General features: G+C 66.5%; 15 protein-coding genes and 1 tRNA gene. 15 read left to right on the plus strand and 1 reads right to left on the minus strand.

Going from position 1 to position 14,763, the window contains the following annotated elements; all coding sequences use genetic code 11:
• Positions 1-8 precede the first annotated feature (8 nt).
• The 15 genes from selA to EDD27_RS10590 all read left to right on the plus strand — a co-directional run bounded on the left by selA (position 9) and on the right by EDD27_RS10590 (position 13,249).
• Positions 9-1,373 carry an L-seryl-tRNA(Sec) selenium transferase gene (gene selA, locus EDD27_RS10525; protein ID WP_127932231.1) on the plus strand — a complete coding sequence of 455 codons (1,365 nt, stop codon included), beginning with the start codon at positions 9-11 and terminating at the stop codon, positions 1,371-1,373.
• Positions 1,374-1,390: 17 nt separating this feature from the next.
• On the plus strand, positions 1,391-3,151 hold the full coding sequence (gene selB, locus EDD27_RS10530; RefSeq protein WP_127932232.1) for a selenocysteine-specific translation elongation factor: 1,761 nt from the start codon (positions 1,391-1,393) through the stop codon (positions 3,149-3,151).
• A gap of 85 nt (positions 3,152-3,236) precedes the next feature.
• A tRNA-OTHER gene (locus EDD27_RS54085) sits at positions 3,237-3,329 on the plus strand.
• Positions 3,330-3,644: 315 nt separating this feature from the next.
• A complete protein-coding gene (locus EDD27_RS10535; RefSeq protein WP_127932233.1) occupies positions 3,645-4,088 on the plus strand; it encodes a hypothetical protein in 444 nt (147 codons plus the stop codon).
• Between the two features lie 46 nt (positions 4,089-4,134).
• On the plus strand, positions 4,135-4,857 hold the full coding sequence (locus tag EDD27_RS10540; protein WP_277750700.1) for a DUF6073 family protein: 723 nt from the start codon (positions 4,135-4,137) through the stop codon (positions 4,855-4,857).
• 10 nt (positions 4,858-4,867) lie between these two features.
• On the plus strand, positions 4,868-5,611 hold the full coding sequence (locus tag EDD27_RS10545; RefSeq protein ID WP_127932235.1) for a hypothetical protein: 744 nt from the start codon (positions 4,868-4,870) through the stop codon (positions 5,609-5,611).
• 2 nt (positions 5,612-5,613) lie between these two features.
• Positions 5,614-6,891 carry an ABC1 kinase family protein gene (locus tag EDD27_RS10550; protein ID WP_127932236.1) on the plus strand — a complete coding sequence of 426 codons (1,278 nt, stop codon included), beginning with the start codon at positions 5,614-5,616 and terminating at the stop codon, positions 6,889-6,891.
• A 114-nt stretch (positions 6,892-7,005) separates the two neighbouring features.
• On the plus strand, positions 7,006-8,235 hold the full coding sequence (locus tag EDD27_RS10555; protein ID WP_127932237.1) for an acyl-CoA dehydrogenase family protein: 1,230 nt from the start codon (positions 7,006-7,008) through the stop codon (positions 8,233-8,235).
• Positions 8,235-9,131 carry a phosphate/phosphite/phosphonate ABC transporter substrate-binding protein gene (gene phnD, locus EDD27_RS10560; RefSeq protein ID WP_127932238.1) on the plus strand — a complete coding sequence of 299 codons (897 nt, stop codon included), beginning with the start codon at positions 8,235-8,237 and terminating at the stop codon, positions 9,129-9,131. The genes EDD27_RS10555 and phnD overlap by 1 nt, the downstream gene beginning before the upstream one ends.
• Positions 9,132-9,141: 10 nt before the next feature.
• Positions 9,142-9,885 carry an ATP-binding cassette domain-containing protein gene (locus EDD27_RS10565; RefSeq protein ID WP_164903564.1) on the plus strand — a complete coding sequence of 248 codons (744 nt, stop codon included), beginning with the start codon at positions 9,142-9,144 and terminating at the stop codon, positions 9,883-9,885.
• Positions 9,885-10,718: a phosphonate ABC transporter, permease protein PhnE gene (phnE, locus tag EDD27_RS10570; protein WP_277750828.1), complete on the plus strand. Its 834-nt coding sequence runs from the start codon at positions 9,885-9,887 to the stop codon at positions 10,716-10,718. Before EDD27_RS10565 ends, phnE begins: the two co-directional genes overlap by 1 nt.
• Positions 10,715-11,065, plus strand: coding sequence for a DsrE/DsrF/TusD sulfur relay family protein (locus EDD27_RS10575; protein WP_127932241.1), 351 nt, complete (start codon positions 10,715-10,717; stop codon positions 11,063-11,065). The genes phnE and EDD27_RS10575 overlap by 4 nt, the downstream gene beginning before the upstream one ends.
• Before the next feature lie 13 nt (positions 11,066-11,078).
• Entirely contained in the window at positions 11,079-12,236 is a 1,158-nt protein-coding gene (locus EDD27_RS10580) for an NAD(P)/FAD-dependent oxidoreductase (RefSeq protein WP_127932242.1), read from the plus strand.
• Between the two features lie 62 nt (positions 12,237-12,298).
• On the plus strand, positions 12,299-12,850 hold the full coding sequence (locus tag EDD27_RS10585; protein ID WP_127932243.1) for a carboxymuconolactone decarboxylase family protein: 552 nt from the start codon (positions 12,299-12,301) through the stop codon (positions 12,848-12,850).
• Between the two features lie 111 nt (positions 12,851-12,961).
• A complete protein-coding gene (locus tag EDD27_RS10590) occupies positions 12,962-13,249 on the plus strand; it encodes a YciI family protein (RefSeq protein ID WP_127932244.1) in 288 nt (95 codons plus the stop codon).
• Here the strand turns inward: EDD27_RS10590 and EDD27_RS10595 are convergent.
• Entirely contained in the window at positions 13,224-14,552 is a 1,329-nt protein-coding gene (locus tag EDD27_RS10595; protein WP_127932245.1) for an aminotransferase class V-fold PLP-dependent enzyme, read from the minus strand. The two genes, EDD27_RS10590 and EDD27_RS10595, sit on opposite strands and share 26 nt — an antisense overlap.
• Positions 14,553-14,763 lie beyond the last annotated feature (211 nt).

The following is a 14,763-nucleotide window of genomic DNA, read 5'->3' on the forward strand; positions in this document are numbered from 1 at the left end:
GACCAGGAATGAGCAATGACGCACGCCGGGCGATTCCCAAGATGGATGTGCTCCTCGCCCATCCCTGGCTGGTCGAGCAGGTGGAGACCTGGGGACGGCCGGTGGTCGTTACAGCCGCACGACGCGTGCTCGAATACGCGCGCCTGGACATAGGGGACGGCCACGAGCTGCCCTCGCTCGACGATCTCGCGCAGACGGTGGCCAAGGCCATCGAAGCACTGCGCGCCGGGCGGCTGACATCGGTCATCAACGCGACCGGTGTGGTGCTGCACACCAACCTCGGGCGCGCTCCCCTGTCGGCGGCCGCGCGCGCGGCGATAGAGGACGCGGCGGGATACTCCACGGTCGAGTTCGACCTTCAGACCGGCCAGCGCGGCAAACGCGGCACCGCGGTGCGGGCCCTGGTGTGCGAGCTGACGGGCGCGCCGGCGGCACTGGTGGTCAACAACGCCGCCGCGGCCATCCTGCTCGCGCTGTCCGGCCTGGCCAAGGACCGCGAGGTCATTGTCTCTCGCGGGCAGCTGATCGAGATCGGCGGCGAGTTTCGCATCCCGAGCGTCATGGAGGCCGCTGGCGTCACTCTCGTGGAGGTTGGTACCACCAACCGCACGCATCTGAGCGACTACCGGAGCGCCATCACCGATCGAACGGCCATGCTCATGGTCGTTCACCCGTCGAACTACCGCATCGAGGGTTTCACCGCCCAGCCGCCGCTGTCCTCCCTGGTCGAGCTGGCGCGGGAGCATGGCATACCGCTGCTTCACGACATCGGCTCGGGCCTGCTGCATGGCTCGATGGGAGATGAGCCGACGCTGGAGGACAGCCTGCAAGCGGGCGTGGACCTCGCCGTGTTCTCCGGCGACAAGCTGCTCGGCGGTCCCCAGGCCGGGATCATCGTCGGTCGCGCGGATCTGGTCACCCAGCTGAGCCGTCATCCCATCGCACGCGCCGTACGGATCGACAAGCTCAACTTGGCGGCCATGGAGGCGACGCTGCTCTCGCATCTGAAGGGCCGGCTCGACGACCTTCCGGTGTGGCGGGCGCTCAAGCTCACTCCCGAGGACATCCGCCCGCGTGCGGAGACGCTGGCCGCGCTGTTTGGCTCGGCCGCCCGCCTGCGCCGAGGGGTCAGCGTGGTGGGAGGCGGCAGTCTGCCGGGCGAGGGATTGCCGAGCGTTCTGGTCGACATCGATCCCGCACCGATCAGTGAGGCGGTCGCGATGGCCCGGCTCCGGACCGCCGATCCGCCTGTCATCGCCCGTACTGAGAAGGGGCGTGTCGTCGTCGACCTCCGCACAGTTCCGCCGGAACAGGACCAGCTGCTGGGCGAGATCCTCCTCGCCATGCTGAAGGCGAGCGACAACCCAACCTGAGCACGAAGGACACGGCCATGCATGTCGTAGCGACAGCCGGACACGTCGACCATGGTAAGTCGACGCTCGTCCGCGTGCTGACCGACACCGACCCCGACAGGTGGGCCGAGGAGCGTCGGCGTGGCATGACGATCGATCTGGGCTACGCCTGGACGAAGCTCCCGTCAGGGGAATGGCTGGCGTTCGTCGACGTGCCGGGACATGAACGCTTTGTCACCAACATGCTGTCCGGTGTGGGCCCCGTGCCCGCCGTCATGATCGTGGTCGCCGCCGACGAAGGCTGGATGCCGCAGTCGGCGGAGCATCTGGCGGCCATCGACGCACTCGGCGTCCGGGATGGCCTGCTCGTGGTGACCCGAAGCGACAGAGAGGACCCGGAAACCGCGATAGCCGAGGCCCAATCGGAGATCGTCAACACCTGTCTCGGTGAGGTGGAAGCGGTCGCCGTCAGTGGCATCACGGGTGACGGGATACCCGCACTCCGCTCGGCGCTCAGCCGCCTCGTGCGGAGGTTGCCCGCACCCGATGACGCCGCTCCGGTGAGGCTGTGGGTGGACAGATCGTTCACTATCAGGGGCAGCGGGACAGTCGTCACCGGCACGCTTCCCGCGGGAAGAGTACGGGTCGGCGACGAGCTGTTGCTCGCCCCTGGTGGGGCCCGCGTCCGAGTACGGGGTCTTGAATCGCTCAAGGAACGAGTGGACACCGTAACGGCCGTGGCGCGCGTGGCGGTCAACCTCAGAGGAGTGGACAAGGGCGCGGTGACCCGTGGCATGGCGCTGGTGACCCCGGAACACTGGACGATCACCGACCAGATCGACGTGCGACTGAGGGGTATAGCAGCGGAAGTCCTGCCTCGCGAGCCGAGCCTGCATATCGGTTCCGCTTCGACCGCCGTCTACGTGCGGCCACTTGGCCCTGACACCGCCCGGTTGACCTTGGCCTCACCCCTGCCGCTCCATATCGGTGATCGCGCGATCCTGCGTGATCCGGGATCGCGGCGTATCGCCGGACTCACTGTCCTGGACGTGTGCCCACCGCCGATCAAACGCCGGGGCGGAGGAGCGACGATGGCACGTGAGCTCGCGGGCTGGCCGGAGGTGCCGGACGCCCAGGTCCTGCTGAGCCGGCACAAGCTCCTGCGCAGGGCCGATCTGGTCGTGATGGGATGTGAGCCGCAAGGCCGGCCTGTCGCGGGTGATTGGCTGGCCGATCCTGCCCATTGGGAATCGCTCCGTACGGATCTGACCGAAGCCGTTGCCAAGCATGCCGCCAACCATCCGCTGGATCCCGGACTCACTGTCGACGCGGCGCGGCAACAACTGGGCCTGCCGGACAGGCGCCTTGCCGAGGCTCTGGTTCAGCCGCCCTTGCGACTTGAGGCCGGTCGGATCGTCCGTCCATCACAGGGGCCTAGCCTCCCGCCTGAAGTGACAGAAGCGGTCGACCGGCTCCGCCAGGACCTTGAACGCTCCCCGTTCCAGGCCCCCGAGGCGTCCCGTCTGGCGCAACTGCGGCTGACCGGCAGGACCTTGGCCGCCGCGGCCCGGGCGGGAGCGGTGCTCCGCATCGCCGACACGGTCGTGCTGTTGCCGGAGGCCGAAGCGGAGGCGGTGCGGATCCTCGGCGAGCTGCGCCAGCCGTTCACAGCCAGTGAGGCAAGGAGAGCGCTCGACACCAGCCGTCGGGTGGTCATCCCGTTCCTGGAGTTTCTTGATCAACGAGGACACACCGTTCGTGTGGACGGTAACTCGAGACGGCTCAAAATCAATAAGTAGCCTGACCTGACATAACAGCAAAATGCAGAAATCATGCTGGACGAACTTCTATCGACACCATTGATGCGATACAATTCCAGGTGTTGGAGACGTTTAGGTGTCTGGTGGCCCTCACGGTCTACAAAACCGATGGGCGGCGTGATGCGTCGCCGGCGGGTTCGATTCCCGTCCGTCTCCGCTAAATGGAGGCCCCGCACGGCGGGGCCTCCTTTTTATTTCACGACGACTCTTTAGTGGTAGGCCGGGAATCTTTAGGAGTACGGCGCATTCCTTTAGGAGCACTCGCCGGATCCTCTGCCGGCGCCTCATTCGCCACAAGGTCGATCTCCACCGCCTCCACCTGGGGGAACGCTCCTCCCGTCAGGAAAATGGTGACATTTCACCCCCGAGACGACCACCTCAGCACATGCTTGACTATATCTCTTTAAAGTAGTCCAATGAATGAGATGTCCAGAGAGGTAACACCAGGTCGAGGAACACACGGGAGCGCCACATGACAATCGCGGAAAGCCCTGCCACCACTCTCACTCCTGACGTCGCCTCACTGCTCGAAGAATTCCGCGGCACTTTCGTTCCGGTCGCCGCGGACTTCCTCGAGGGGCGGATCTCGGCCAACGAACTGCGCAGGCGTTGGAAGCCGTTTTACACGGGGACCTTCCGGGAGTACGACCGCACTGTGGAGCGGGTGTGGCGGGATTCGACCGGCACGGACGGCACCCTGGAGACGGGCTCGCCGCTGGCCGACCCCGTCCACGAGCTCCCCCTCAAGCACTTCCCGGTGAGCGTGGCGCAGAACAACCTCGATCGCCTGATCGAGGTCCTCGCGACCGAACTCGGAGACCGGACGGTCAAGGACACCGAGAGGCTCGAGCGGAAGATCGACTTCGCGCACGTCGTCGATTCTCTCGATGAGCTCATGCAGTCACTCGCCAAGTAGGCGGTGACATCGAGCAACAGTAAAAATCCAGACGAAAGGTTCAATTGTGAGCGAACCTCAACGTCCCCTCAAACCCCTCGTCGAGAACGAGCAGAGCGCGGCGCTCTCGTCTGCGGAGGTTGTGAAGGGTCACGAAGCGGCGTGGGGAGGCGAGGGTAACCTCTACCCGATCCGTCCTTACACGCTGACGTCGGCCTCGCTCGAGGCCTTCACCGTGCGGGAGCGCATCCACGTCCGGGTCGAAGGGCTCGGCGAGGACATCGTCGACTTGCACGGCATGGCGGTCTACCGTCGGCACGACCCCAAGGCCGCCGACGGCCAGCCGCTCACCTGGGCGAACTCCACCATCACCGCGCAGTTCCTGGCCCTCCAGGTGACCGGGCACAGCGAAGTGTTCGGTCAGGTCCGGGTGTCGAACTCACCGGGAAAGGCGGAGGGAGCACGGGTCAAGCCGAGCCCGCCGCCGGAAGATCACGGCATACAACCGATCAAGGACTGTATCACCATGCTCTATCCTCGGTTCGAGGTTGAAGAGCTGGGCACCACCATCGACACCGGCAGCAAGATCGTTCGGCTGGAGTCGCGGGTTGCGATGGTTCCCCCCATCGGGGACGTGTCGCGGACGTCGCAGAGCTACACGCTCTTCGACCCTGAAGGCCGTCAGGTCGGCGAGCTCATCGCCGCGGACATCGAGATCGGCTCGCTGATCCACCATGTGCCGATCCAGAGCGCGGTGATTCCGGCCGACCTCGCCGAAGTGCTCGCATAGGCCATCGAGAATGAACGACGTGCGCGTTGCCGTGCCGGTCCGCGCGAACCTCCGTGCGGGCCGGCACGCTTCCTATGGATTCTGCATCGAGGCCGATCTGGGCCACAAACCCATGCGTTATCTGTTCGGCCGGCGGTTCACCGGCGGCGGGGGAGAGGGAGTGGCGCAGACGGCACTCTTCGTGATGGAACCGGAGGTGCTGTCCGGCACCTACGTGTGGATCACCGAAGATCCGTTTGAGCGGACCTGTCAGGTCCAGACGTACCTGCCGACCATGAAGAAGCCGATTCAGGTGTTGGAGCGGCTGGTCTTCGACTGCCTGCCGCTGACGGACGTCGGCTACATCGACCTCATGGCCTGGGCTCACCCGGCGCTCGAGCCGATCGACCCCGATGGTGAGCGGGGTCTGGTTCCGATACGACCGCGGCGTACGGAACTCAAGCGCTACGAAGGACCGGCCACAGTGCCGGGGCTTCATATCACGGAGTCCGTCACCGTGGGCGACGGAATCGTGGTCTCCCGCCTCGTTCATCGGGGAGCGCGCCAGATCCGCCGATGGGAGGTCGTGGAGTTCGGCGACGCCGCGGAAGACCGCCTGCCGAAGCGCATCAAAGTCTCCCGGCCTGACAGCGGTCACCAGTCGGGTTTCGTCCGCTCCACGGAGGCCGTGCCGATCCCGCCCACGGCTTTCGACGGCTCCCCAGAACAACTGCGGGAAGTCATGGAGAGGCGACTGGGAACAAGGCGGGGCTGACCATGCGATTCCGGACTGCCCCGTTCCTGGTGGCACGTGCCTTCCGCATCGTGCTCTGGACGGTTCTCGCGATGGCTCGGGTCGTGCTCGTCCTCGCGCTGCCGTCGCGGCGGACGCGGGCCGAGCGCGTCGCGTCCGAGGTCGTGCGGCTGGCCGAGAAATTGCAAGGCGCCTTCATCAAGGTAGGGCAACTCCTCGGCACGCGGGCCGATCTGGTGGGGACGACGATGGCACGAGCGCTGGGTGCCTTGCAGGACGACGTCACGCCCATGCGCGCGGTTCACGCGCGGCGAGCGGCAGAGCGCGCGCTCGGGCCGCTGCCCGGGGAACTGGCCCGAGCGCTGGGCGGCCGACCCGTCGCGAGCGGATCCATCGCCTGCGTCTACCGTGCCGAGCTGGATGGTCTCGCGGTGGCCGTCAAAGTGCGCCGCCCCGGGATCGAGCGTGCCATGTCAGCCGACATCGGGATCGTCAAGGCTCTGATGCGGGTGCTCGGCAGGCTCCCGCCGCTGCTGCGAGTGCCGCTCGACGACATCGCGGAGCAGCTGGGGGAATGCCTGATCCGCCAGTTTGACCTGGTCTCGGAGCGGGTCCACCTTGAACGTCTTCGCCGGGACCTCGCGGATCTTCCTGAGGTCGTGGTACCGGCGACCGTTCCGGAATGGTGCGGCGACGGTGTCATCACCATGGAATTCATCGATGGACTCGACCGCACGATGACCGACCGCCTGCCGGCCACGGTTCGCGAGACGGGAATGGCGGTGCTGGTCCGGGCCGTGTACCGGATGCTCTTCCTGCATGGCTTCATCCACGTCGACCTGCACCAGGGCAACGCGTACATCAGACGGGACGGCTCGGTGATTGTGCTGGACGCCGGGTTCACCTACCAGATGACCCCTGACGCGCGGCTGAAGTTCACCGAGTTCTTCGCGGGCATGGTGCAGGGGCGTGGCGACGAATGTGCCGAGATCTTGTTGTCCACGGTTCGTAAGGTCGCATCCGGCGCTGATGTCGCGGGATTCAGGCGCGACGTCTCCGAGCTGATCGCCCGCAGTGCGGGATTGGTGGCCGACCGCTTCAGCCTCTCCTCCTTCTCCGTGGAGCTGTTCGACCTCCAGCGCCGGCACGGCCATTTCGCCGACCCCCAGTTCGTCTTTCCGTTGCTGTGCCTGCTCGCCGTGGAAGGTGCGGTCAAACGACACCATCCACTTATGGATTTTCAACTGGAAGCGGCGCCGTACCTCATGCACGGCCTATTGACAGAGCCGTCCCTCGACTGAACTATATAATTATAAAGTACCGTTTGATCATGTTTGACCGGTACGTCACCTGACAGGCCGTCCGGGCGATGTCACGCCCGGCCCGACGTGTCGCGGATCACCAAGGAGATCACCGTGCGACAGTGCCTGAACGAACGGCAGCGAGGCTTCCTGAGCCTCGCCGAAAAGGTCGCCCCCGCGCTGACCGAACGCGCTGTCAAGAACGACCGGGACAACGTCTTCCCTTACGACAACTACGCCGACCTCCGCGCGGCCGGGCTGATGCGGCTGACGGTGCCGGAAACCCTCGGAGGGCTGGGCGCCGAGCAGGGAGAGATGTTGCTGGTCCTGGAACGGCTGGCACAGGCCGACGGCGCGACGGCATTGGCCTACGCCATGCACGCGGCGCCGCTCGGCTCTTGGGCCGCCGTATGGCGGCAGACCGGAAACCCCATGCTGGAGCATGTTCTCGGGATCGCCGGTCGCGATGGTCTCGTGCTGGCGGCCATCTCCAGCGAGATCGGCGTCTCCAATCTGTTCCTCGACGCCCGTACCAAGGCCGAGCGGGTCCCCGGCGGCTTCCTCATCAACGGGAGGAAGAACTTCGCCACGAACAGCGCGGTCGCCACTCACTGCGCGACGACGGCACACTATGACGACCCCGAACTGGGCCCGCGGTTGTTCGTGGTCTTCGTCGACATGTCGGACCCGGCGGTGACCGTTCACCAGACCTGGGACACGCTCGGCATGCGGGCCACCCAGAGCAACGACGTGGTCTTCGAGGACCTGTTCGTGCCCGAACAGGCAGTGGTGCAGTCGGTACCGATCGGCCACTTCGACGCCGGGATCCTGGAGACGATCATCTGCTGGCAGGCCCCCTCGTTCGGCGCGGTGTACACCGGAGTCGCGGCCGCCGGCCTGGAGTGGGTGATCGACGTGGTACGGCGCCGCGGGTTGACCAGGGACACGCGGGTGCAGGACGCCATCGCCGATTGCGAGATCCTCCTCGAGATCAACCGCAGTGTGCTGCACCGGCACGCGGAGGAGTTCGTCAGCAGGCGGCTGGTCGAGCAGCTCGGGGTGCAGGAGGGTCTGGCCCGCTGCGCCTTCGTCAAGAACACCTGCACGAACAACGCAGTCGCGATCTACCGCCGCCTCGTGGACGTATTGGGTGGCGCCGCGTATACCCGCACCCAGCCCTTCGAGCGCTTGTGGCGGGATGTCCAGGCCGGGCTCATCATGCCGATCTCCAATCTCATGGCCAACGAGCTCATCGGCGCCACCGCGCTCGGCGTCTCCGTACGTCCCGTCGCGGGCGCGGACGCCGCCGGACCCGCACTCGCCACGACGGGAAGTGCCGGCTGATGCGACTCCCCAAAGCCGCGCTCCTGCTGGTGTCGGCCGTGCTCGTCATGACCGGCGGCTGCGGCGCCCAGCGGACCGCCGACGAACCCCTCCACGTCGGCGTCATCCCCAACATCTCGCCCGACCAGCAGCGCGCCCACTACGAGCCGTTCCGTGCCTATCTCGAGGGCCGGCTCCAGCGGAAGGTGGAGTTGTTCGTCGCCGCGGACTACGCCGGCGTGGTGACCGCCCTCACGGCCAAGAAGATCGACCTGGCCTATCTCGGCGGTCTCTCCTACGTGCAGGCACGGGAAAAGTCCGCGGTCACACCGCTGGTGTCCGAGGTCGACCAGGAGACGGGCACTCCTGAGTACCTGGCCGCCATCGTGGTCCCGAAGGATTCCTCCGCGCGCTCGGTCCGGGACGTGGTCGCTCGTGGCAGCCGCTTCGCCTTCGGCGACGTCAGCTCGACCTCGGGCAGCCTGTACCCGCGCGCGATGATCGTCGAGGCTGGGGCCCGCTGCGAACCGGGCGACCTGACCCGGTGTCCGCCGCTGAAGAGCGTGCGGTTCACCGGGGGCCATGACGCCACAGCCCGGGCCGTCTTGTCGGGCAGTGTGGACGCCGGAGGGATCGAGCTGCGCATCCTCCACCGCCTCGAGCGCCAGGGGACGGTCCCCAAGGGAGGCTTGCGGGTCGTCGGCACCCACAAGGTCATGGGGTACCCGTGGGTCGCCCGGGAGGGTTTGGACGGCAACATCCGCTCCGCCATCACGGACGCCTTCCTGGCGATCAAGGATGCGAAGCTGCTCGACCTGCTACGCGCCAAAGCGTACGTCCGTGTGTCGGGCGTGCATTACGCCGACGTGCGAACCAAGGCGGCGGAACTCGGGCTGCTCGCCGAACAGGGCAGGTAATGGGGCTGCTATGCGAATCGAACTGGCGGACGTCACGGTGCGCTTCGGTGACCAGACAGTGCTCGAGGACATTCACCTGACCGTGGCGGCGGGTGAACGGGTCGCCCTGCTCGGCCCGTCTGGAGCCGGTAAGACGACGCTCCTCAGAGTGATCGTCGGCGCCGTCCCGCCCGTCACCGGGTGGATCCGGGTCGACGGACTCGATCCCTTCGGATCCAGGTCCGAAGTGACCGCGCTGCGCCGATCCATCGGCTGCGTACGCCAGCGAGATGATCTCGTCCCCGGAATGACCGCCAGAACCAACATCCTGGCGGCGGCTGCCTACCAGTGGCGTCTGATCGACTGGCTCACGGTGCTGCGCGGAGCCGTGCCCCGCCGCTACGTCCGCCGTCTGACCGAGCTGGCCCGCCGGCACGAGATCGAGCAGCTGCTCCCTGCCAGTGTGGAGCGGCTCTCCGGAGGGCAACGGCAGCGCGTGGCACTGGTCCGGGCCCTGCTGACGGAGCCTCTCCTCCTGCTTGCCGACGAGGCGACATCTGGTCTCGACCCGGTCCGTGCGGCGGAGGTCATCGAACACCTGCTGCAAACCGAGGCCACCGTGGTGGCCACGACACACGACCTGGCCGTGGCCTCCTGCTTCGAACGCGTCGTGGCGCTCCGCCACGGCCGCGTGGTGTTCGACGGCGCCGTACCCGAAGCAGATGACCTCAGCCGGATCTACGGCAGAGCTCTCGTGGCGGAGCGGGTGACATGATGACCGAGCTTCCCCCGCGGCGGCGCGCGCTCCGCTGGACTTTAGCCATCGGCGCGGCCGTCATGGCGGGCTGGGCCATCAGCGGCACAGGCGTAGGGCCGGCGTCCCTCCTGGCCGGCAGGGAAGGCGCCGCCGACATCATCTCCGGGCTCTTTCCACCGGACCTCGACGGCGATCTGCTGTCACGCGTCGCCGTCGCGGCGCTGGAAACAGTGCAGATCTCAGTAGCGGCCATGGTGTTGAGCATGGCGATAGGCCTGCCCTTGGCGCTGCTGATCGCCGCCAATGTCGAGGCGCCACGATGGATATCCGGAGTCGCCCGGGGAACCGCCACGCTCCTGCGCAGCGTGCACGAGCTCCTCTGGGCGCTGCTGTTCGTGGCCGCGGTAGGGCTCGGGCCGGCCGCCGGTGTCTATGCGATCGGCCTTCACTCGGCAGGTGTGGTGGCCAAGCTCTGTTCGGAGCAGCTCGAGGCCGTCGACCGCGCGCCCGTGGAAACGATGAAACTGACCGGCGGCTCTCGCCTGACGTGCGCGCTGCTGGGAATTCTGCCTCAGGCCCGGGCCAACATCGCCTCCCAGCTCCTCTACCAATGGGAGTGCGCGATCAGAAGCTCGATCGTCATCGGCTTCGTCGGAGCCGGCGGCATCGGGCAGGCGCTGGCCATCGCGCTCCGCCTGTTCCGCTATCAGGAGCTGGCGACCCTCATCGCTGCCGTCGCGATCCTCGTCGTGTGCGTGGACCGCATGTCCAAGTCCCTCCGGGGTCGCCTGGGCGCGACGACGCGCTGGATGGCGCCGGTTCGACCGTCCTATGAAAGGAGCACGCCGTGAAAGTCCTGTTCGTCCTGCATGACCCTCCTTACGGCACCGAGCGAACCTACAACGGCATCCGGTGGGCGCGCACCCTGCTCGACGAGGAGGAGAACGAGGTCAAGGTCTTCCTCTTCGGGGACGCCGTCGTTTCCGTGATGGCGGACCAGCGCACGCCCAACGGCTACTACAACGTCGGCTCGATGATCCGCACTCTGATCGACCGAGGGGCCGAGGTCGGGAGCTGCGGCACCTGCCTGGATGCCCGAGGCATCGACGAGTCCCGCGCGGCCAAGGGGCCCCATCGGTCATCCATGAAAGAGCTGTCCGGTTGGACGGCCTGGGCGGACAAGGTGATCAACGTTTGATCCGGGAGGGTCCATGCCTCGCAATGTTGTCGTCCTGGGTGCTGGAGTTGGCGGCCTGATCGCGGCGTCGCGGCTACGTGAGCTGCTGCCCCAGTCCGATCGTGTCGTCCTGGTCGATCGCTCGTTCGACGGGGCCCTCGGGCTGTCACTGCTGTGGGTCCTGCGGGGCTGGCGCACCGCCGAGTCGGTCAAAGTACGGCCGACGGAATCCGCGCTGCGCGGCGTTGAGATGCTGAAGGCGGAGGTTCAGGCCATCGACCTCGATCGCCGCTCGGTGGTCGTGGAAGGTGGCGAGCTGAGCTACGACGCGCTGGTCATCGCTTTGGGGGCGGCGCTCGATACGGGAAGCACGCCGGGATTGGACGCTGCGATCGCCGCCGGCGTCGCGACGGAGTTCTACACGCTGGAGGGAGCCGGCGCGACCCATGAGCGGGCACGGAAGCTGAACCACGGCCGAGTGGCGTTCCTAGTGGCAGGAGTGCCGTTCAAGTGCCCGGCGGCTCCGTTCGAGGCTGCCCTGCTCGCAGCCGACATGCTGCGCTCACGTGGCATCCCCGACCGGATCCAGATCGATGCCTTCACGCCCGACCCCCTGCCGATGCCTGTTGCCGGACCCGAAGTCGGCAAGGCCTTGGTGGGGATGCTCGAGCAACACAACATCGGATTCCACCCGAACAAGATGATCGACCACATAGTGCCGGAGAGACGGCAACTGGTCTTCTCCGACGGCAGTCGCGAGACGTTCGAGCACCTCGCCGTCGTCCCGGCACATCGACCGCCGGCGCCCGTGGCCTCGAGTTTCGGTGGCTGGATCCCGGTGGACCCGCACACGCTCGTCAGCGAGGCCGACGGGGTCTGGGCCGTCGGCGACGTCACACTCCTGAAGCTCCCGAACGGCAAGCCGCTGCCCAAGGCGGCGGTCTTCGCGGAAGGCGAGGCGGAGACGGTCGCGATAGAGGTCGCACGTTTTCTGGGAATGGAGGGCCCCGATTCCTCTTTCTCGGGATACGGCTCGTGCTATATCGAGCTCGGCGGACACTGCGCCGCCAAAGGTGAGGGGCGGTTCTTCCACGAGCCGGCACCCGAGGTGACCCTCTATTCTCCCTCGCCCGACTTCCATCGGGAAAAGGTCGCGCAAGAAACCGACTGGCTCAAGCGATGGAATTCATGAATCGCCGAAAACTATATGTAGCTCAAGCACACCACTAGAGATAGGTCGACAGAGGAGAGACCATGCCCCACATCGCGATCCAACCCGAGATGGCGCCCGGCACGCCCGGCCTGTTCCAGTACCGGCCGGAGACGGGGCGCCCGCTCGCGGAGTTGGCCGAGACCCTGCTCCGCAACCCGCACTCGATGAGCCGGGCGGACCGGGAGCTCATCGCCACCTACGTCTCGGCGCTGAACGAGTCCAAGTTCTGCTACTCGACACACCGGGAGGTCAGCGGCGCCCAGTACGACGAGGGCCGCCTGCTGGTCGACAAGGTCATGAACGACCCCGACAGCGCCCCGATCCCGGAGAAGCTCAAGAAGCTGTTGAAGATCGCCGGAGCGGTCCAGCGGAGCGGTAACGCGGTCACGGAGGAACTCGTCACGGACGCCCGTAACGCGGGCGCGACGGACGTCGAGATCCACGACACCGTGCTCATCGCCGCGGCGTTCTGCATGTTCAACCGGTACTGCGACGGTCTCGGCGCCTACACCCCCGAAGACCCCGAGGCCTACGTGGGCATGGCCGAGATGATCCTCAACGGCGGCTACCGGATGTGCGTCACAGGCCACTAGCACACAAGCGCCCAGTCCCGGGTCCGCGATGGGCGAGCCCGGGACTGGAGCATGGGATCGGTGAACATGCGATACGTACTGCTCTATTGCGGCGGCGATGATGCCGAGCCAATGAATGACGAGACCAGGGATCTCCTCGATCGGTGGTTCGCCAAATACCACTCCAACATCGTGCACAGCCGACGGCTGAAACCCGCGGAGACCGCGACCACAGTCGACGTGAGCTTCAGCCCGGATCCCGTGATGTGGGACAGGCCGTTCGCCACGCCGGCGCTCAGCGGGTACATCGAGGTCGAGGCGGCCGACCTCGACGAGGTGCTGCGCATGGTGCGAACGTGGCCGGGCTCGCCGACCGTGGAGATCCGCCCGATCGTCAGCGCATCGACGCCATCGCCTTGATCACTCGCTCCACCTCGTCCGGACTGGTAACGATGCTCGGCCCGAACCGGACGAAGGACTCACGGTACGGCGTCGAACCCGCCGAGATCGCGTGCTTGGTGAGAAGCCGCTGGACGACGGCGTCCGGCTCCATGCCGTTGACCGCGCAGCAGATGACTCCGGCCGATAGCTCCGGAGACGTGGGCGTCACGAGACGGACGTTGGGCAGCTTGGCGAGCCCTTCCTTGAGCTGGACGGCTTGGGACCTGATCCGCTCCGCGACGGCCGCCTTGCCGATGGACTCGTGGAAGGCGACGGCCTGCGGTACGGCCCAGCGGTTCTCGAACGAGTGGTAGCCGCCCGGAGTATTGAGGTCGGCCGGCGGGCCGGGGGTTCCCGTCCAGGCCTGCCGGGAGAAACTCGGGATCACCGGTCGAAGCAACGGCCAAGCATCCGTTCTCGCCCAGACGAATCCGGTGCCTCGCGGGCCGAACAGCCACTTGTGCGTGGCCGTGATGAAGACATCGGCCCCCAAGTCGCTCATGGAGGCGTTCTCCGCGGCAAAACCGTGGACACCGTCGACCACGATCAGGACCCGTCGGCTCGGGCCGCGCCGGGCGTTGATCTCCTTCACCGCCTGGCTGATCTGCGACAGCGGCAACTTGACGCCGGTGCTCGAGTGAACCCAGGTCAGGGCGAGCACCCTGGTCCTGGGGGTGATCCGGCGAACGAGCCTGTTCACGATCTCGTCGGCGGAGGCCGTGGCGGGATTCTCGTACAGCCGCACCCTGTGGATCACGATGCCGTCGGTCTCCGCGCGCAACCGCAGCGCCTCGTGGCACGAGTAGAAGTCGTGCTCGGTGGTGATCACCTCTTCGCCGGCCTTCAACCGCAGGCCGCCATAGACCAGGCCGAGCCCCATGGTGGTGCTGTCGGTCAGCGCCACCTCCTGCGGCTGGGCCCCGATGTACCCGGCGATCGCCTTGCGCGTGTCGTCGCTGCGCTCCAGGTCGTAGAAGCCGATCCCGTAGTCCTGAGGTCGGCTGTCCAGTGCGTCTCGGTACTGCGTGATGGCGTCCCGTACGGGAGCCGGATGCGCGGCCAGCATGAACGCGGCGAAGTGCGCGTAGCGCGAGGTGAGCGAGAACTGGGCACGGACCGAGCCCCAGTTCCGAGGGTCGAAGGCCGGGCCGGGCGCTCGCCGGGTGGCCTCCCCCGCGCAGCCCGCGGACATCGCGGCGACGCCGGCCATGAGGACGGCGCGTCGTCCCAAGCCTGCCGAAGCGTAGTCGAGGGGATTGCTCTGGATCTCCTGGTCTGCCACGACGCCTCCTCGGTAACACGAAGCCTCTTCCCACTATATATTTTTAAATCTACATGGCCATCTGTGTCGCGCCGCAGTCTCCGAAGGTGGTATCGGAGGTGCTCCCTTCGATACCTGACAGGCTTCTTCGATAGGAGCAGTTGAATGCTTGTCAGCGCCGCTCATAACATCCAGGCGAAGGGACAGGTAATGGCTCGATTTATCCAGAAGA

The sequence above is a fragment of the Nonomuraea polychroma genome (genome assembly GCF_004011505.1).
In the GTDB taxonomy this organism is placed as follows: domain Bacteria; phylum Actinomycetota; class Actinomycetes; order Streptosporangiales; family Streptosporangiaceae; genus Nonomuraea; species Nonomuraea polychroma.